Source organism: Coprococcus sp. AF51-11b1 (genome assembly GCF_027682785.1).
GTDB lineage: Bacteria > Bacillota > Clostridia > Lachnospirales > Lachnospiraceae > Allocoprococcus > Allocoprococcus comes.
Map to the genome: position 1 here is coordinate 65,845 of NZ_JAQCZB010000010.1, position 17,573 is coordinate 83,417.

A 17,573-nucleotide genomic window follows, 5' to 3' on the forward strand; every position below is an offset into this window, starting at 1 on the left:
AACTTAAAAGGAGAATTTTTATGCTTCAAATTCAACATATCTGCAAAGAATACCGTACAGGTACGCTGGTACAGAAGGCACTGGATGATGTAAGCCTGAATTTCAGGGACAATGAATTTGTTGCGATCCTGGGACCGAGTGGTTCGGGAAAGACGACGTTTCTTAACATCATCGGTGGACTGGATCGGTACGATAGTGGTGATCTGATCATCAACGGGATTTCTACGAAAAAATATAAAGACAGAGACTGGGATTCCTATCGGAATCATACAATTGGTTTTGTATTTCAGAGTTATAATCTGATTCCACATCAGACGGTGCTTGCCAATGTGGAGCTGGCACTGACTATTTCTGGGATCGGGAAGGAAGAACGGAAAAAGAGAGCGATTGAGGCTCTGAAGAAAGTTGGTCTTGGGGAGCAGTTGCATAAAAAACCGAGCCAGATGTCAGGCGGACAGATGCAGAGGGTGGCAATCGCCCGTGCGCTGGTCAATGATCCGGATATCCTGCTTGCTGATGAGCCGACAGGAGCGCTGGATACGGCGACCAGTGTGCAGGTTATGGAACTTTTAAAAGAAGTGGCAAAAGACCGGCTTGTTGTAATGGTTACACATAACCCAGAGCTTGCTGAAGAATATGCGACCCGTATCGTAACGCTCAAGGATGGAAAGATCCGTTCGGATACGGACGAATTTTATGTCAATGAAGCGGTCATGAAGGAGCCGGAGCATAAGAATATGGGGAAAGCTTCCATGTCATTTCTGACGGCTCTTTCCCTGAGCTTTAATAACTTAAAGACGAAGAAAGCAAGGACTCTTCTGACATCTTTTGCCGGTTCTATTGGAATTATCGGGATTGCACTGATACTGGCACTTTCCAACGGAGTCAATGCCTACATCAAGTCAATTGAAGAAGAGACTCTTTCCGAGTATCCGCTTCAGATCCAGAGTACCGGATTTGATATGACATCGATGATGGTAGGTAATATGGACAGTGATTCGGGCAGTTCGGATAAGAAGGAGACAAAAAAAGACGGGGAAGTCAAGGTTATGCAGATGATGACCAATATGTTTTCCACGATGGATTCCAACGACCTGAAGTCTTTAAAAGAATATCTGGATGGAGGAAAAAGTGGAATTGAGGACTATACCAGTGCCGTTGAATATTCTTATAATATTTCACCAAGAATCTATCGGCAGAACAAGGATGGTTCCATTCGCCAGGTGAATCCGGACAAATCCTTTGAGTCGCTTGGAATCAGCTCTGGCGCAAGTACCAACAGTCTGATGTCATCGATGATGAGTACGAATGTTTTTTATGAAATGCCTAAGACGGAGGGGCTTTATGAGAACCAGTATGATGTGAAGGCGGGACGCTGGCCGCAGAATTATAATGAATGTGTACTGGTGTTGACTTCGGACGGAGGCATGAGTGATTTTCTCCTTTATACTTTGGGACTGCGGGATCAGATGGAACTGGACGAAATGATCCAGGAATTTATCAATGAAGAAGATGTGAACACTCCGGCAAATATCGGAACATATACCTATGAGGATATTATTGGAAAAACTTTTAAACTGGTCAATGTGTCTGACTGCTACGAATATGACAGCCAGTACAAGATCTGGAAGGATAAATCCGATAATAAGGAATATATGAAGAAACTTGTGGATCAGGGCGAAGAACTTAAAATCGTCGGAATCGTACAGGCATCGGAAGATGCAAATGCTTCCGCTCTGACACCGGGGATTGGCTATCCGCAGAGACTTACTGAGCATGTCGCAAAAGAGGCTGCAAAAAGTGAGATTGTAAAGGATCAGCTGAAAAATCCGTCAAAGAATGTATTTACTGGAGAACCGTTCGGGACGACAGAAGAGAAGAATGGACTGGATGCGGACAGCCTGTTTACGGTCGATGAGGATGCACTTCAGAAAGCATTTGGTTTTGATAACAGTGTACTTTCCAGTGGATTTTCCGGTGATATGTTGTCAGCAGATTCCCTGAACCTGGAAAATGCATTCCGGATGGGTGGGGATTCTCTGGATCTGTCCGGGATGATAAATCTGGATCGGATCAGTCTTGACGTGTCCGGTATGCCACAGATGAATCTTGGCGATATGATCGGAAGCCTGAATCTTACCGTAAAACCGGGTGGAATGCAGAAGCTGTCCGAGAGTGTTATGGAAGGTTATCAGGAGTATGTAAAATTCCATCCGGAAGCAGATTATTCAAATCTGGCAAGAGATTTTATGGATTACCTGATGACGGATGAAGCGCAGAAGATCCTGAAAGATAATCTGCAGGAGATCATTGAGAGCACCGGTGGGTTTAAGATTACAACTGATCAGATGCAGGAGCTTGTACAGCGTGTGATGGAAGGATATCAAAAGTATGCTGCGGAAAAAGGATATACAGATCCGGATAAATTTGGAGAATACCTGGCGGAGTATTTACAGACCGAGGAAGCAAAAGAGATTATGAATGCCTGGCAGCAGGAGATTTTTGGAGATACGGTGATAAATATTACTTCTGACCAGCTGAAAAAACTGACAAAAGAACTGGCGAGTAGTTATTCGGCATATGCTGCGGCGAATGGAAAAGCAGATCCGACCAAAATGGGAGATTATTTTCTGAACTACCTTGCTACAGCAGATGGAAAACAGCGTCTGATGAACGGGCTTTCCGAGGTGATCGATATGGATCAGCTGGAGAGCCAGTTAAGTGCGACAATGGGAAGTTACATGGCAAAGGCAATGGGAACTTATACCCGAGCAATTTCGGATGTGCTTGAGACACAGATCACTTCGGCAATGAATCAGATCGTCACTCAGATCACAGAAGAAATCGGGAACGCCATGCAGGCTGCCATGGGAAATGTGGGAACCCAGCTACAGAACATGCTTGGAAGTTCGATGAAGATTGATACCGATGCATTTGCAAAGGCATTTCAGATTAATATGACAGAAGATGATCTGAAAGAGCTGATGACATCCATGACAATGAGCGCGACTGCTTCCTATGACAATAATCTGCAGAAGCTTGGATACGTGGATTTTGCGAACCCGAGTCAGATTTCCATATATCCGATGGATTTTGAGAGCAAGGAAAAAGTGGTGAAAATCCTGGATTCTTATAACAGCCGGATGGAAAAAGAAGGAAAAGAGGAACAGATCATCACTTATACCGATATAGTCGGAACACTGATGTCTTCCGTGACAAATATCGTGGATATCATCAGCTATGTGCTGATTGCGTTTGTGGCGATTTCCCTTGTAGTATCTTCAATTATGATCGGGGTTATCACCTACATCAGTGTACTGGAACGGAAGAAGGAGATTGGAATCCTGCGCGCGATCGGGGCATCTAAGAGAAATGTATCGCAGGTATTTAATGCAGAAACCGTTATCATTGGTCTGTGTGCCGGACTGATCGGAATCGGACTGTCACTGCTGCTTCTGATCCCTGGAAATATGATCATCCATGCAGTGGCAGATAATAACAAAATCAATGCATTTTTACCAGTGCTTCCGGCAATTGTGCTGATTCTTTTGAGTATCGGGCTTACCCTGCTCGGTGGAATCATTCCGTCAAGGAAAGCAGCAAAGAGCGATCCGGTGACAGCGCTTAGGACAGAATAAAAAAAGAGAATGAGGGAAAAGGAAAATGGATAAAGAGAAAAATACAGAAGCAGTGAGTGAGGAAAATATTTACTGTCTGAATGGAAGAGTGCCGGTAAAAAAGGCGATTCCGTTCGGACTACAGCATGTTCTGGCAATGTTTGTGTCGAATCTGGCACCGGTGCTGATCGTGTGCAGTGCGGCATTTGTGAGAGGATCGGAGAATCACTTAAGTGCTGCGGAAATTACGCAGCTTCTGCAGTGTGCGATGTTTGCAGCGGGGATCGGGACCTGTCTGCAGCTTTACCCGGTATGGAAGATTGGCTCCAGGCTTCCGATCGTTATGGGAGTCAGTTTTACCTTTCTTGGTAGTCTGCTGATGATCTGTACCAATCCGGAACTTGGATATGAAGGGATGGTTGGTGCGGTGATCGCCGGAGGTATTTTTGAGGGACTGGTAGGAATGAGTGCCAAATACTGGAAACGGTTCCTGACACCGGTAGTATCGGCATGTGTGGTGATTGCGATTGGGCTTTCCCTCTTGTCGGTAGGAATGGATTCCTGGGGCGGTGGAAACGGAGCAGAAGATTTTGGAGCGTGGTATCATCTTCTGGTTGGATTTTTCACACTGGTTGTGTGTCTGGCTGCCCGTTATCTGTTAAAAGGTGTATACAAGAACCTGAACGTACTGGTTGGTCTGGTCTGTGGGTATCTTCTGTCCATTATATTTACTGTGGCAGGGATTGCACCGATGGTTGATTTTTCAGGAATTACAAAGACGATCGAGCAGGTTGGTGTATTCAGCCTTCCAAAGCTTGTATTTTTTACTTCCCATAAACCGGTTTTTGATCTGGGAGCATTCTTTACTATTGCAATTGTATTCCTGGTATCGGCAGCGGAGACAACGGGTGCAACTACTGCAGTGTGTACCGGTGCACTTGGACGGGATATCAAGATGGAGGAACTGCAGGGGTCTCTTGCCGTGGATGGATTTTCCAGTGCGATTTCAGGATGCTTTGGATGTCTGCCACTTACTTCTTTCAGTCAGAATATTGGGCTCGTCACTATGACGGGAGTTATCAACCGTTTTACGATTCTGATGGGGGCTTTGATTTTGATCCTTGCTTCTCTGTTCCCGCCGCTTGGAGCTTTTTTCAATTCGCTTCCGCAGGCGGTACTTGGAGGATGTACGGTTATGATGTTCGGATCGATCATGTATGAAGGAATCAAGATGCTCAAAGGGTGTGTGTTTGATGATAGAACTATGATCATCGTATCGCTGGCATTCTGTATCGGTGTCGGACTGACACAGACTTCCGGAAACTTCTTTTCCGCATTTCCGAAGGAGGTAGGAGATATTTTTAATGGAAATGCAGTTGCAGGGGTGTTTGTGGTGTCATTGATCTTAAGTATCTGCCTTCCGAAGAAAAAAACAACAGATTTGTAAAATGTGATAAAAATAAGTCAATCAGAAGGAAGAGATGAACGAGGATGAGGACAAAAAGAAAGATCGAAACGCAGGCGTCTGAACAATTATAATCGAAAATTGTTGAGCAAATAAGGAACTGGCGGCACGATAAAAAGTGTCGCCAGTTCTTTTTAAGTGTGGAAGTGACCAGTTCCAGAAGCTTGTTCATTATATTTGATTAGCTTGGAAGTATTTGTTGCATAGAGCATTGGAATCAATGTAGCAGCGTCCTGGAATTGCTGCATTTCTTCTGGTGAAAATCCGGTTGTGCCGCATACCAGGGCTTTTTGGTGTTTCACTGCGAGGGAGAGTACCTTCAGACTGGTTTCTCTGGTAGAAAAATCGATGATGACTTGACCGGATCCGCACCGAATGTTCAGTAAGCTATGATTCCAATTGTAAGAACTAAAAAAGCATGCTATACTTACGGCAGATGAAAAACTGACAGGATAAGACAACAAAGGAGAGACACATGAATTCTAATTTTGAATATTATAAAGTTTTTTATTATGTGGCGAAGTATGAGAACCTTACAAAGGCATCCAGCGTTCTGAAGACGAGCCAGCCGGCGGTGACGAGAACGATACACAACCTGGAAAATGAACTGGGATGCCGGTTATTTACCAGAAGCAAATCCGGCATGAAGCTGACACCGGAGGGAAGAACCTTTTACAGCTATGTATCGGCAGGGTGCGCCCAGTTTTTTAAAGGGGAAAATGATCTGAGCAATCTGATCAGTCTGGAGAACGGGACAATCTATATCAGTGCGACTGAGACAGCCTTGCACTGCTTCCTGTTCCGGGCAATGGGAGAGTTCAACAGCATTTATCCGAACGTACATTTCAAAATCTTAAATAACAGTACCATGGACTCGGTCAACGCGGTAAAAGAAGGAAAGGTAGACCTTGCATTTGTGTCAACGGATCTGCAGGTAAATAAGCCGCTCAGGATGAAGAAACTGCGGGAATACCATGAGGTGCTGATCGGCGGCAGTCGTTACATAGAATTAAAAGGAAGAAAGATTTCATTGGAGGAGCTTTCGGCTTATCCTTGGATCAGCCTGACTTCGGAGGCACTGACCAGAAAATTCCTGAATAATTATTTTGCAGATCATGGTCTGCAGTTTTTGCCGGATATGGAGCTTGCGACGACAGACCTGATCTTGCCGGCAGTCCGTCACAATCTTGGAATTGGATTTGTCCCGGAAGAATTTGCCGAAGAAGAGAAGAAGGCGGAAAATGTATTTGAAATCGAAGTGGAAGAGAAGCTTCCGACCAGAAATATTATTCTGATCTATGATACTGAGTATCCTCAGAGTATTGCATCGAAGGAGTTTCAGAAGTTTCTGAGCAGTCAGAAGAACTAAAGAAGAAATAGATTTTCAAAGTGGATTGTACAAATCGGTATCCTTTGCAGCCGGGATGTGTATCTGCAAAGAAAAATATAAGGAGAATGCCCCGGAATTTTTTATGTGTGGATCATAAAGTTCCGGAGCATTTTTATATTTGTAAGTATAAAGTTATAAAGTAGAATTTTGGATTAGAAAACGATTGATATTATTTATGCCATTCCCAGTTTCTGATTTCTTCCAGATCCTGTCCGTATTCAGCGATGTACTGCTTGTGCTCAACCAGTTTGTCGTTCATCTTCTGAATCAGGAATGATCCCTTATTGCCAAGCTGTGGCAGATGCATGATTGCATCTTTTACAAGGTTGAAACGGTCGATCTGGTTCTGTACACGCATATCAAATGGAGTAGTGATCGTACCTTCTTCCTGATATCCATGAACAGAAATGTTGTGGTTGTGACGTTCGTATGTCAGTTCATGAATCAGTGTCGGATATCCGTGGAATGCAAAGATAACCGGTTTATCTTTTGTGAAGATTGCATCGTATTCTGCATCACTTAATCCGTGTGGATGTTTGTGGTCTGATTCCAGTTTGAACAGGTCAACTACATTGACAACGCGGATCTTGAGCTCTGGCATTTCATCACGAAGGATAGTAACAGCAGCCATAACTTCAAGAGTAGGAGTGTCACCGCAGCAAGCCATAACAACATCTGGTTCTTCACCGCAGTCATTACTTGCCCATTCCCAGATACCGATACCCTGTGTACAATGCTTTACAGCCTGTTCCATAGTCAGCCACTGGCAGCTTGGATGTTTAGACGCTACGATTGCATTGACATAGTTCTTACTCTTGATGCAGTGGTCGAAGCATGAGAGTAAGCAGTTTGTATCCGGTGGTAAATACATGCGGACAACGTCTGCCTTTTTATTGGCAATGTGATCCAGAAATCCTGGATCCTGATGTGTAAATCCGTTATGATCCTGTTGCCATACATTAGATGTCAGGATAAAGTTCAGCGAAGCAATCGGCTGTCTCCATGAAAGCTGGTTGCAGACCTTCAGCCATTTTGCATGCTGTGCTGCCATAGAGTCAACGATACGGATGAATGCTTCATAGCTTGCAAAGAATCCATGACGTCCTGTCAGAAGATATCCTTCCAGCCATCCTTCACACATATGTTCACTTAACATACCGTCCATGATACGTCCGTCTCTTGCAAGGCAGTCATCAGTGTCAAGCAAGTCTGCCTGCCAGTCACGTTTCTGTTCTTCAAATACTTTGTACAGACGGTTGGACATACTTTCATCTGGTCCGAAGATACGGAAGTTCTTACTGTCTTCATTTAATTTGAAGATGTCGCGGATGTATCCGCCAAGTTCGATCATATCCTGAGCTTTTGTCTTGCCAGGTTCTACTTCGATTCCGTATGAGCGGAAATCCGGAAGACGAAGGTCTTTCAGAAGAAGTCCGCCATTTGCATGCGGGTTTGCACCAAGACGGGCATCTCCCTTTGGAGCAAGTTCTGCAAGTTCCGGAATCAGATGTCCTTTTTCATCGAAGAGTTCTTCTGCATGGTAGCTTTCCAACCATTCTTTCAGAAGGTCAAGATGTTCTGGTGATTCCATAGAAAGCGGTACCTGATGTGCACGGAAAGATCCTTCAATCTGAAGTCCGTCAACAACCTTTGGTCCTGTCCATCCCTTTGGAGTACGAAGAACGATCATTGGCCAGAACGGACGGGTAGGATCATTGTTTTCACGGGCATTTTTCTGGATTGCTTTGATTTCTTCGATGCAGGCATCCATAGTCTCAGCCATTTTTCTGTGCATAGTCATCGGATCGTCACCTTCTACGAAGTAAGGTTTCCATCCGCAGCCCTTGAAGAAGTTTTCCACTTCCTCATGAGAAATACGTGAGAAAATGGTCGGGTTACTGATCTTGTATCCGTTCAGATGAAGGATTGGAAGAACAGCACCGTCTGTGATCGGGTTCAGGAATTTGTTGGACTGCCATGAAGTAGCAAGCGGCCCTGTTTCAGCTTCACCGTCACCGACAACAACTGTAGCGATAAGATCTGGGTTGTCCAGAACAGCACCAAAGCCGTGAGCAATTGAATATCCAAGTTCTCCACCCTCATTGATAGAACCTGGTGTTTCTGGAGCACAGTGACTCGGAACTCCGCATGGGAATGAGAACTGCTTAAACATTTTCTTCATACCTTCCTCATCCTGGCTGATGTTCGGATAAACTTCACTATAAGAACCTTCCAGATAAGTGTTGGCAATCAGGAAGTTTCCGCCATGTCCCGGACCGGAAAGAAGAATCATATCCAGATCATAACGTTTGATGACACGGTTGCAGTGTACATAGATGAAGTTTTGTCCAGGTACGGTTCCCCAGTGTCCGACGATTTTTTTCTTGATCTGATCCATGGTCAATGGCTTTTTCAGAAGCGGATTATCAAGAAGGTATAACTGACCGGCTGACAGGTAGTTGGCAGCACGCCAGTAGGCATTCATTTTGTTGAGCAGTTCATCAGATAATGGCTGCTTTTCAAGACATAATTTATTGTCTTCCATTTTTGTACCTCTCTCTTTCTCTAGTTCATTTTTGTTATTTTTTTAACTGAGTTCATCATATCATGAGTAAAAGATAACGTAAAATAGCAATAATGAATTATATTCATATCAAAATGTTATGGATAGGGAGAGGAGGAGTTCCTTAATTTCGTAATAGGTGGTAGACATTGTGAAAAAATTGAAGTATAATTATGAATAGCTGTTTTTATGTAAGATTTTTGAATAAAGCGTTTAAAATGTTAATGTTTTGACGGAGAAAAACAGTGTATATAATGTAGATTGACAGTTTTTAGTGAGGGAGAATTTATTATGAAGACTACTCTGATTATTATGGCAGCAGGAATCGGTTCAAGATTTGGAACAGGAATCAAGCAGCTCGCCAAGATGTCTCCGAATGGGGAGATCATTATGGATTACTCTATTTATGATGCAAAAGAAGCTGGTTTTGACAAGGTTGTATTTATTATCAGAAAAGATATTGAAGAAGAATTCCGTTCTGTAATCGGGAATCGTATCGGAGATCAGATCGAGGTGGAATATGTATATCAGGATCTTGCAGATATTCCAGCTGGTTTTGAAGTTCCGGAGGGACGTACCAAACCTTGGGGAACTGGTCAGGCAGTCCTGTGTTGTAAAGATGTAGTAAAAGAACCGTTTGTGATCATCAATGCAGATGATTATTATGGAAAGGAAGCGTTTAAGCTTCTCCATGATTACTTGATTGCGCACGCAGAGACAGCAGATAAGATGCAGATGGGAATGGCTGGTTTTATTCTGAAGAATACGGTTAGTGAAAATGGAACAGTTACCCGCGGCGTATGTGTGGTAGATGAAAATGGAATGCTTGAACAGATCCATGAGACGACTGGAATCAGTATCCAGGCTGACGGGGTACACTGCGACAGCGAAGCGGTTCAGAAATGGATCACACCAGATTCTAATGTATCCATGAATATGTGGGCTGGCTATCCGGATTTCATTCAGGTTCTGGATGAGAGATTCGCAGAATTTTTAAAAGATGAAGCAGGAGATCCTTTGAAAAAAGAATATCTTCTTCCAAATATTGTAGGAGATCTTTTAAAAGAAGGAAATGTGGATGTAAAGGTTCTGGAAACACACGATAAATGGATCGGTATTACTTATAAAGAAGATACAGAACTTGCACAGGCCGGATTCAAGAAGATGACAGAAGATGGCGTTTATCCGGAAAAATTGTGGAATTAAAGAACAGAAGAGGAAAAAAACTATGAGTGAGTTGAAACAGTTAGAAATGCAAAAAGATGATGAGATGGAGATTGATCTCGGAGAAATTTTTCATTTGCTGATGAATAAATTGTGGATAATTGTTTTGTGTTTTATCATAGGAGCGACACTTGCGTTTGGTGGTACGAAACTGCTGATCACACCGAAATATTCCGCTTCCTCAATGATTTATATCTTAACAAAAACAACAAGTGTGACATCCCTTGCAGATATTCAGATGGGTACGCAGCTTACAGCAGACTTTGAGATTTTGGCAACGAGCCGTCCTGTTCTCGAAGAAGTAATTGAAAAATTAAATCTGGATTATACATATGAAGAGTTAAAAAGTATGATTCAGACAGATAATCAGACAGATACCCGTATTTTGAGATTTACTGTTTTGGATGCAAACGCTAAAGAAGCAAAGAAAATTGCAAATGAACTTGCGGATGTGACAGCTGAGAGAGTGGCATATGTAATGTCCAGTGACAAGCCGAAGGTTGTTGAAGAAGCTGTTGTGCCAAAATATCCTTCTTCACCGAATACTAAGAAGAATACTGCAATGGGTGGACTTGCATTTGCGTTTGTGGCAGCTACTGTTATTGTACTTCGTTATCTCATGAATGATACAATTCAGACAGAAGAAGATATTAAAAAATATCTTGGACTTCATATGCTTGCAGCGATTCCGACAGAAAAGAGGGAATCGATTTGAAAGACAGGACAAGAAAGATTATTGTTGCGGTGTTGCTTGTGATAGCAGTCTGCTGTGCAGGTTATCTGATTTGGTATTACGCCACGGCGGCAAAGACGAAGCAGTCGTATGATGATGCAAAAAAGCTGGCAACGGAAAATGTGAAACCGTCAAAAACAGATAGTGATGACGGAGAGCAGACAAAGCCGGAGATACCGGTTGATTTTACTGCTCTTCAGGAAAAAAATCCGGACATTTACGCATGGATTAAGATTGATGGAACAACCGTTGATTATCCGGTTTGCCAGAATAATGAGGATGATAATTATTATCTATCTCATACCTGGGAACGGGTAGAAGCGGCGGATGGTGCTATTTTTACACAGGCATGCAACAGTAAGAATTTTACAGATTTCAATACGGTTATTTACGGACATCAGATGGGTGAGGGTGTAGATACCATGTTTCATACACTGGATCGTTATCTGGAAGAAGGATATATTGAAAAATATCCAAATGTGATCATTTATACACCAGATCATGTTCTGACTTACCGGATTTTTGCGGCAGTTATTTATGATGACCGTCATCTGATCAACTCTTTCAATTATGTAATGGATGACCAGAGACAGGCTTTCCTGGATTCACTTCAGGATTCCAGAGACCTGAGAAGCCGTTACAGTGATATCGAAAGCGTAGGAACAGAAGACCGGATCCTGTCGCTCAGTACCTGTGTGACGGGAGAATCAAACCATAGACTTCTTGTGGAGGCGGTTCTGACAAATGAAGAATAGAAATCTGGTAATCGTGATACTTGCAGTTATCTGCGCAGGGCTGTTGGCAGGTGTCGTTTATACGGTTACAAAAGGGAAAAGCGGTACGCAGAAAAAACAGGAGGCATCGGCAGAAGCGGGTGCAGACGAAACGGAATCACAGTCCGGAATCATCGAAGAAGACGGAAAGAAATACAAACTCAACCCGGATATCAAGACCGTTCTGTTCATGGGTGTTGACAAGGAAGAAAAAGCAGATCTTGGTAATAACCCGGGAGAAAACGGACAGAGCGACAGCCTGAATCTTCTGGTCCTTAATAAAGAAGAGAAGACGGCACAGATCATTCAGATTTCCAGAGATTCTATGGTGGGAATCGATATTTATGATGTGACAGGTAACAGGCTGATGACGGAAAATGGGCAGATCGCACTTCAGTACGCATATGGGGACGGGGCAGAAGAGAGCTGCCGTCTGACATCTGAGAAGGTATCAGAACTTATGTATGGCGTGAATGTGGATTCTTATTTTTCACTGACGCTGGAGGGGCTGGTTGCAGCAACTGATGCGGTTGGAGGAATTACTCTTACCGTGCCAGAAGATTATACAGCTGTTGATCCTGCATTTGAAAAAGGTGCAGAAGTTACTCTTAATGGGGAACTTGCTGAAAAATATGTCCGTAAAAGAGATATTGAAGTCCTTGACAGTAACAATCAGCGCATGGAACGTCAGTCACAGTTTATGGATGCTCTGATCGAGAAGATGCAGAGTATTCAAAGCGAAACAGAGTATCTTTCTCTGTACCAGAAATTGGAGGATTATATGACAACAAACATGACTGCGGATGAGATGGAAGAGCTGACAGATTATAAGATTGCAGAGGACACCGTGAAAGTTCCGGGTGAGATTATTGAGAAAGACGGACATGCGCAGTATCTGGTAGACAATAAAGAATTAAAAAAAATAATATTAAAAATGTTTTACAAAATAATGTAATTGTAGTATAGTATAGCTTGATATAGCGAATATCAAATAAACTATGTGAGGAGGTCAAAGAAAATGAAGTCAAGAATCTTAAAGACAGTTGGTCTTATTGCAGCTATGGTATCCTGCATCGGAATGACGGCATTTGCAGCACCAAGTCCGGCAGCTTCTACAGTTGTTACAGCTGTAAGCAGCGCAACAGATACAGATGGTAATGCAGTGAATGTTTCTATCACATCTGAGATCCCGACAGAATACACACAGGCAGTTGCAGACATTAAGACTGAAGCAAAATTGAAAGAAGTAATTGGGAGCGATTTTAATGCGAATATGACAGTTGCTGATGTTAAGGAAGTTACAGCGCCGGAAGGAGCTAAATTCCCACTTAAGATCACATTCGTAATGAAAGGCGTAACAGCTTCTTCTAAAGTTCAGATTCTGCATTACAATAGATCAGCATCAGCTTGGGAGAAGATTGATACAACTGTTGCAGATGGAACAGTAACAGGTACATTTAGTTCACTGTCACCGGTTGCATTTGTTGTTGACAAGACAACTCTTACATCCGCTACAGGAACAGCTACTTCACCGGCTACAAGCGCAACAGCTGTATCAGCAGTTGCAGTACTTGGACTGGCAGCAGTAGCAGCAGCATTCGGTCTTAAAAAGAAAGCTGTTAGATAATACAAACATATGTTGAAAACGCTTCTTTGTGGCGGGAGTCACCGTGAGGGGCGTTTTCTTTTTGACAGGAGAGATACGTTTTGATGTTGGTAGATATTCATTGTCATATTCTTCCGGGAGTAGATGATGGAGCACCGGATATGGAGACTTCCAGAGCAATGATACGGGATGCCTATGAGCAGGGAGTACGTTATATCATTGCGACTCCGCATTACAGACCGGAGATGTTTGAGCCTTCCATGAAAAAGGTGATCCGAGTATACCATGAACTTCGCGATTATGCTGAAGAAGTTGGAATTGGACTGAGGCTTGGCTGCGAGTATTACCGGAATGAGCAGATGATCCGGCATCTTGATAAGAAGCTTCGGCCGACGATGCTTGGAAGCAGATATGTTTTGACAGAGTTTTCAACCAATGACAGTTTTGTCACGGTCCGTAATTACATTTATGAGCTAATCACCAAGGGATATCGACCGATCGTTGCACATGTTGAAAGGTATTTTTGCTGTCAGGAACCGGAGAGAATCCAGGAACTGAAAAAACTTGGAGCACAGATCCAGATAAATGCAGATTCCGTATTGGGATATGAAGGACATACGATTAAAAAGTTCTGTGCCGGCCTGATGAAAGATGATCTTGTGGATTTTATAGGATCAGATGCACACAATCTGGAGGGGCGGAAGATGAACCTCGGGAAGTGTGCCACTTACGTCAGAAAAAAGATGGGACAGGATTATGCGGAAGAGATTTTTGTAGATAATCCAAGACGGATATGGAAGAGCAGATAAAGAGATTCAGATAGCCCCGCGTGGGGAAGAAAGCAGGTGTTTTGTTGAAAAAGGTTAATTTATCGATTGAAAAGAAAAGCTACGGGGTGCGTGAATCAATCCGGACATTGCGTACCAATCTGCAGTTTTGCGGAGATGATAAAAGAGTCATTCTTGTAACAAGCTGTGTGCCGAGAGAGGGGAAAAGCTCTGTTTCTGTTGCGCTGGCAGAATCAATTGCAGACATGGGAAAATCTGTTATTCTTGTTGATGCGGATATTAGGAATTCTGTTATGGCATCGAAACTTCAGATTACCGGTGCAGATAAAGGGCTGTCACACTTCCTCTCCGGACAGTGTGTGCTTGCAGATGTGATTATGGCGACAAATATTCCGAAATTTCATATTCTTCTTTCTGGACCGGAGGCTCCGAATCCGACAGAGCTTCTGGAATCCAAACGTTTTACCGGTATGCTGGAGTCCATGAAGAATGTCTATGATTATATTATCATTGACTGTCCGCCGCTTGGTCTTGTTATTGATGCGGCAATCATCGGACATCAGAGTGATGGCGCGATCATTGTTGTCGAAGCAGGTAAGACCAAATACCGTTTGGTGCAGAATGTAAAAGACCAGCTGGAAAATTCGGGAGTGTCCGTTCTTGGTGTTGTCCTTAACAAGGTAGAGCGTAAGAACCAGAAGGGATATTATAACAAATATTATGGCTCACAGAAGTATGAGGGCTATTATGGACACAATGAAGAAACAAAAAATGCATAAAAGTGAAAATAACACTTGCAATTGTTAAAAGTTTCTGTTAAAATAATTATTGTTGTGAGTCTGCAAGATTTGTAAGCAGACATTTCAGATCGTTAGGAGGTGCAATCATGGCTAAATGTGCTATTTGTGAAAAGGGTGCTCATTTCGGAAATAACGTAAGTCACTCTCATAGAAGATCATCTAAGATGTGGAAATCTAACGTAAAATCCGTTAGAGTTAAAACGGAAAACGGCGGAACACAGAAAATGTACGTATGTACAAGCTGCCTGAAATCCGGACGCGTTGAAAGAGCTTAATCTGAGCGGAATGATGAGAACCGAAGCTTTTAAGCTTCGGTTTTTTGCGTATACGATGAGCCAAATACGGAGCTGTCCAGATTTGTGCTCGCACAAAAATCTGATTGGATCTGTATTTGGCGAATGTACGACAGTGAACTGTTAAGTGAGCTGCCGTATAATCAGGCAGGTGTCAGCATGCCTGATTATCGGGCTGCATTGGTTGTAAAAGCATTGGAAATAGAGTATAATATTTTCAACGTTTAAAAATAGATTTATTGATATGAATTTTGAGAATTGGAGGATGGCATATGAAGGGAAGTATGAGTACTGATTTAGGAATCATCACGATCGATCCGGAAGTGATCGCAAAATATGCAGGATCTGTAGCAGTTGAATGTTTTGGAATTGTCGGTATGGCAGCTGTCAGCATGAAAGATGGTCTGGTAAAACTTTTGAAAAAAGAAAGCCTTACAAAGGGAATCCAGGTCGGAATCTCTGATGAGAATAAGATTACACTTAATTTTCATGTGGTCGTAGCTTACGGAGTAAGTATTTCAGCAGTAACAGACAATCTGATCAGCAACGTGAAGTATAAAGTTGAAGAATTTACAGGTATGAGCGTCGATAAGATCAACATCTATATCGAAGGCGTCCGCGTGATCGATTAATTAAGGAGGAACTTGTTGTGGCAACAAAGAGTATCGATGTAGAACTGCTTGCGAAGATGTTTCTTGCAGGCGCACAGAATATAGAAGCAAAAAAGGAATATATCAATGAACTGAACGTGTTCCCTGTACCGGATGGTGATACAGGAACCAATATGTCTATGACAATTATGGCGGCAGCGAAAGAAGTAACTGCACTGGAAGGCATGGATATGGCTTCTCTTGCGAAGGCAATTTCATCCGGTTCTCTCCGTGGTGCAAGAGGTAACTCCGGTGTTATTCTATCCCAGCTGCTCCGCGGATTCACAAAATCCATCAAGACGGAAAGCGAAATTGATGTACCTGCACTTGCAAGAGCAGCAGTACGTGCAAAAGAGACAGCATATAAGGCTGTTATGAAGCCGAAAGAAGGTACGATTCTTACCGTTGCAAAAGGGGTGGCTGAAAAGGCTCAGACACTTGCAGAGGAGACAGATGATCTGGAAGAATTTCTCCCGAAGCTGATTGAAGAGGCAGAGACTGTTCTGGCAAAGACTCCGGATATGCTTCCTGTATTAAAAGAGGCAGGTGTTGTAGATTCCGGCGGACAGGGACTTCTGGAAGTACTGCGCGGGGCATATGATGCATTCCTCGGTAAAGAGATTGACTACAGCGCACTTGCACCAACTCCTCAGGCTGTTAATGCAACAAAGGTTGAAACTGAGGGTACAGTGGATATCAAATTTGGATACTGTACCGAATTTATTATTCTTCTGGATAAAGAATTTACAGAAAAGGATGAAATAGAATTTAAGGCTTATCTGGAATCCATTGGTGATTCTATCGTATGTGTAGCAGATGAAGACGTTGTTAAGATACATGTTCATACGAACGATCCGGGACTTGCAATCCAGAAAGCACTTACTTATGGACAGTTATCCCGTATGAAGATTGATAATATGCGTGAAGAGCATCAGGAAAAGCTGATCAAAGATGCAGAAAAGCTTGCAGCAGCCCAGAAAGAGAAAGAAAAAGCCAAAGAGCCACGTAAAAAGGTCGGATTTATTGCTGTTTCGATCGGAGAAGGATTAAATGAAATCTTCAAAGAACTTGGCGTGGACTACATTATCGAGGGTGGTCAGACCATGAACCCGAGTACGGAGGATATGCTGACAGCGATCGATCATGTAAATGCAGACTATATTTACGTTCTTCCGAATAATAAGAATATCGTAATGGCTGCAAATCAGGCGCGTGATCTGACAGAAGACAAGGATATTATCGTAATTCCGACAAAGACCGTTCCGCAGGGAATCACAGCAGTTCTGAATTACAATGCAGAAGAAGATGTGGATACAAATGAAGAGACGATGCTGGAAGCGATCAAATGTGTAAAGACAGGTCAGGTGACTTATGCTGTCCGTGATACCCACATCGATGATAAGGAAATCCATGAAGGTGATATCATGGGAATTGGTGATGCAGGTATCCTTGCAGTTGGCAAGTCTGTCGATGGTACTACAAAGGACATGCTGGCACAGCTGGTAAATGATGATTCTGAACTGATCAGTCTCTATTATGGAGAAGAAGTTTCCGAAGAAGAAGCAGAAAAGCTGACAGCAGAGATTGAAGAATTATATCCGGATATGGACGTAGATGCACACATGGGCGGACAGCCGATTTATTACTATGTGTTGGCGGTAGAATAGGCTT

General features: G+C 43.0%; 16 protein-coding genes. 14 read left to right on the plus strand and 2 right to left on the minus strand.

Annotation, left to right across the window (positions count from 1 at the left end):
* Positions 1 to 20: 20 nt before the first annotated feature.
* Positions 21 to 3,638, plus strand: coding sequence for an ABC transporter ATP-binding protein/permease (locus PGY05_RS10765; protein ID WP_173826007.1), 3,618 nt, complete (start codon positions 21 to 23; stop codon positions 3,636 to 3,638).
* A 25-nt stretch (positions 3,639 to 3,663) separates the two neighbouring features.
* A complete protein-coding gene (locus tag PGY05_RS10770) occupies positions 3,664 to 5,064 on the plus strand; it encodes a uracil-xanthine permease family protein (RefSeq protein ID WP_173826006.1) in 1,401 nt (466 codons plus the stop codon).
* Between the two features lie 152 nt (positions 5,065 to 5,216).
* Here PGY05_RS10770 and PGY05_RS10775 read toward each other — a convergent pair whose 3' ends face one another.
* Positions 5,217 to 5,546: a hypothetical protein gene (locus PGY05_RS10775; RefSeq protein ID WP_330672999.1), complete on the minus strand. Its 330-nt coding sequence runs from the start codon at positions 5,544 to 5,546 to the stop codon at positions 5,217 to 5,219.
* Positions 5,547 to 5,557: 11 nt separating this feature from the next.
* Between PGY05_RS10775 and PGY05_RS10780 the strand changes: the two genes are divergently transcribed.
* Positions 5,558 to 6,451, plus strand: a complete 894-nt coding sequence (locus PGY05_RS10780) for a LysR family transcriptional regulator (protein WP_055157867.1) — start codon at positions 5,558 to 5,560, stop codon at positions 6,449 to 6,451.
* A 190-nt stretch (positions 6,452 to 6,641) separates the two neighbouring features.
* Here PGY05_RS10780 and PGY05_RS10785 read toward each other — a convergent pair whose 3' ends face one another.
* Positions 6,642 to 9,017, minus strand: coding sequence for a phosphoketolase family protein (locus PGY05_RS10785; RefSeq protein ID WP_055157865.1), 2,376 nt, complete (start codon positions 9,015 to 9,017; stop codon positions 6,642 to 6,644).
* Positions 9,018 to 9,326: 309 nt separating this feature from the next.
* On the opposite strand from PGY05_RS10785, the gene PGY05_RS10790 reads away from it, so the two are divergent.
* The 11 genes from PGY05_RS10790 (at position 9,327) to PGY05_RS10840 (ending at position 17,569) form a co-directional block, all read left to right on the plus strand.
* The gene (locus PGY05_RS10790; RefSeq protein ID WP_055247228.1) at positions 9,327 to 10,241 is read left to right on the plus strand and encodes a nucleotidyltransferase family protein; all 915 of its coding nucleotides are present in this window, start codon (positions 9,327 to 9,329) and stop codon (positions 10,239 to 10,241) included.
* 22 nt (positions 10,242 to 10,263) lie between these two features.
* Complete coding sequence (locus PGY05_RS10795) at positions 10,264 to 10,974, plus strand: YveK family protein (protein WP_070098610.1); 711 nt, start codon at positions 10,264 to 10,266, stop codon at positions 10,972 to 10,974.
* Positions 10,971 to 11,747, plus strand: coding sequence for a class B sortase (locus PGY05_RS10800; RefSeq protein ID WP_055247232.1), 777 nt, complete (start codon positions 10,971 to 10,973; stop codon positions 11,745 to 11,747). The genes PGY05_RS10795 and PGY05_RS10800 overlap by 4 nt, the downstream gene beginning before the upstream one ends.
* Entirely contained in the window at positions 11,737 to 12,720 is a 984-nt protein-coding gene (locus PGY05_RS10805) for an LCP family protein (protein WP_195368933.1), read from the plus strand. Before PGY05_RS10800 ends, PGY05_RS10805 begins: the two co-directional genes overlap by 11 nt.
* 63 nt (positions 12,721 to 12,783) lie before the next feature.
* Positions 12,784 to 13,392, plus strand: a complete 609-nt coding sequence (locus PGY05_RS10810; protein ID WP_270475893.1) for a hypothetical protein — start codon at positions 12,784 to 12,786, stop codon at positions 13,390 to 13,392.
* A gap of 83 nt (positions 13,393 to 13,475) precedes the next feature.
* Positions 13,476 to 14,180 carry a CpsB/CapC family capsule biosynthesis tyrosine phosphatase gene (locus tag PGY05_RS10815; protein ID WP_117558305.1) on the plus strand — a complete coding sequence of 235 codons (705 nt, stop codon included), beginning with the start codon at positions 13,476 to 13,478 and terminating at the stop codon, positions 14,178 to 14,180.
* A gap of 20 nt (positions 14,181 to 14,200) precedes the next feature.
* The gene (locus PGY05_RS10820) at positions 14,201 to 14,938 is read left to right on the plus strand and encodes a CpsD/CapB family tyrosine-protein kinase (RefSeq protein ID WP_270475895.1); all 738 of its coding nucleotides are present in this window, start codon (positions 14,201 to 14,203) and stop codon (positions 14,936 to 14,938) included.
* Between the two features lie 107 nt (positions 14,939 to 15,045).
* A complete protein-coding gene (rpmB, locus tag PGY05_RS10825; protein WP_022219990.1) occupies positions 15,046 to 15,234 on the plus strand; it encodes a 50S ribosomal protein L28 in 189 nt (62 codons plus the stop codon).
* 123 nt (positions 15,235 to 15,357) lie between these two features.
* Positions 15,358 to 15,480 carry a hypothetical protein gene (locus PGY05_RS10830; protein WP_264472185.1) on the plus strand — a complete coding sequence of 41 codons (123 nt, stop codon included), beginning with the start codon at positions 15,358 to 15,360 and terminating at the stop codon, positions 15,478 to 15,480.
* Positions 15,481 to 15,524: 44 nt separating this feature from the next.
* A complete protein-coding gene (locus PGY05_RS10835) occupies positions 15,525 to 15,884 on the plus strand; it encodes an Asp23/Gls24 family envelope stress response protein (protein WP_008375262.1) in 360 nt (119 codons plus the stop codon).
* 17 nt (positions 15,885 to 15,901) lie between these two features.
* Entirely contained in the window at positions 15,902 to 17,569 is a 1,668-nt protein-coding gene (locus PGY05_RS10840) for a DAK2 domain-containing protein (protein WP_270475896.1), read from the plus strand.
* Positions 17,570 to 17,573: the final 4 nt, after the last annotated feature.

Excerpts from the sequence above, each read along its gene's own strand:
- PGY05_RS10765 (WP_173826007.1), top strand. The coding sequence starts at position 21 with ATGCTTCAAATTCAACATATCTGCAAAGAATACCGTACAGGTACGCTG.
- PGY05_RS10770 (WP_173826006.1), top strand. The coding sequence starts at position 3,664 with ATGGATAAAGAGAAAAATACAGAAGCAGTGAGTGAGGAAAATATTTAC.
- PGY05_RS10780 (WP_055157867.1), top strand. The coding sequence starts at position 5,558 with ATGAATTCTAATTTTGAATATTATAAAGTTTTTTATTATGTGGCGAAG.
- PGY05_RS10785 (WP_055157865.1), bottom strand. The coding sequence starts at position 9,017 with ATGGAAGACAATAAATTATGTCTTGAAAAGCAGCCATTATCTGATGAA.
- PGY05_RS10790 (WP_055247228.1), top strand. The coding sequence starts at position 9,327 with ATGAAGACTACTCTGATTATTATGGCAGCAGGAATCGGTTCAAGATTT.
- PGY05_RS10795 (WP_070098610.1), top strand. The coding sequence starts at position 10,264 with ATGAGTGAGTTGAAACAGTTAGAAATGCAAAAAGATGATGAGATGGAG.
- PGY05_RS10805 (WP_195368933.1), top strand. The coding sequence starts at position 11,737 with ATGAAGAATAGAAATCTGGTAATCGTGATACTTGCAGTTATCTGCGCA.
- PGY05_RS10810 (WP_270475893.1), top strand. The coding sequence starts at position 12,784 with ATGAAGTCAAGAATCTTAAAGACAGTTGGTCTTATTGCAGCTATGGTA.
- PGY05_RS10815 (WP_117558305.1), top strand. The coding sequence starts at position 13,476 with ATGTTGGTAGATATTCATTGTCATATTCTTCCGGGAGTAGATGATGGA.
- rpmB (WP_022219990.1), top strand. The coding sequence starts at position 15,046 with ATGGCTAAATGTGCTATTTGTGAAAAGGGTGCTCATTTCGGAAATAAC.
- PGY05_RS10830 (WP_264472185.1), top strand. The coding sequence starts at position 15,358 with ATGTACGACAGTGAACTGTTAAGTGAGCTGCCGTATAATCAGGCAGGT.
- PGY05_RS10835 (WP_008375262.1), top strand. The coding sequence starts at position 15,525 with ATGAAGGGAAGTATGAGTACTGATTTAGGAATCATCACGATCGATCCG.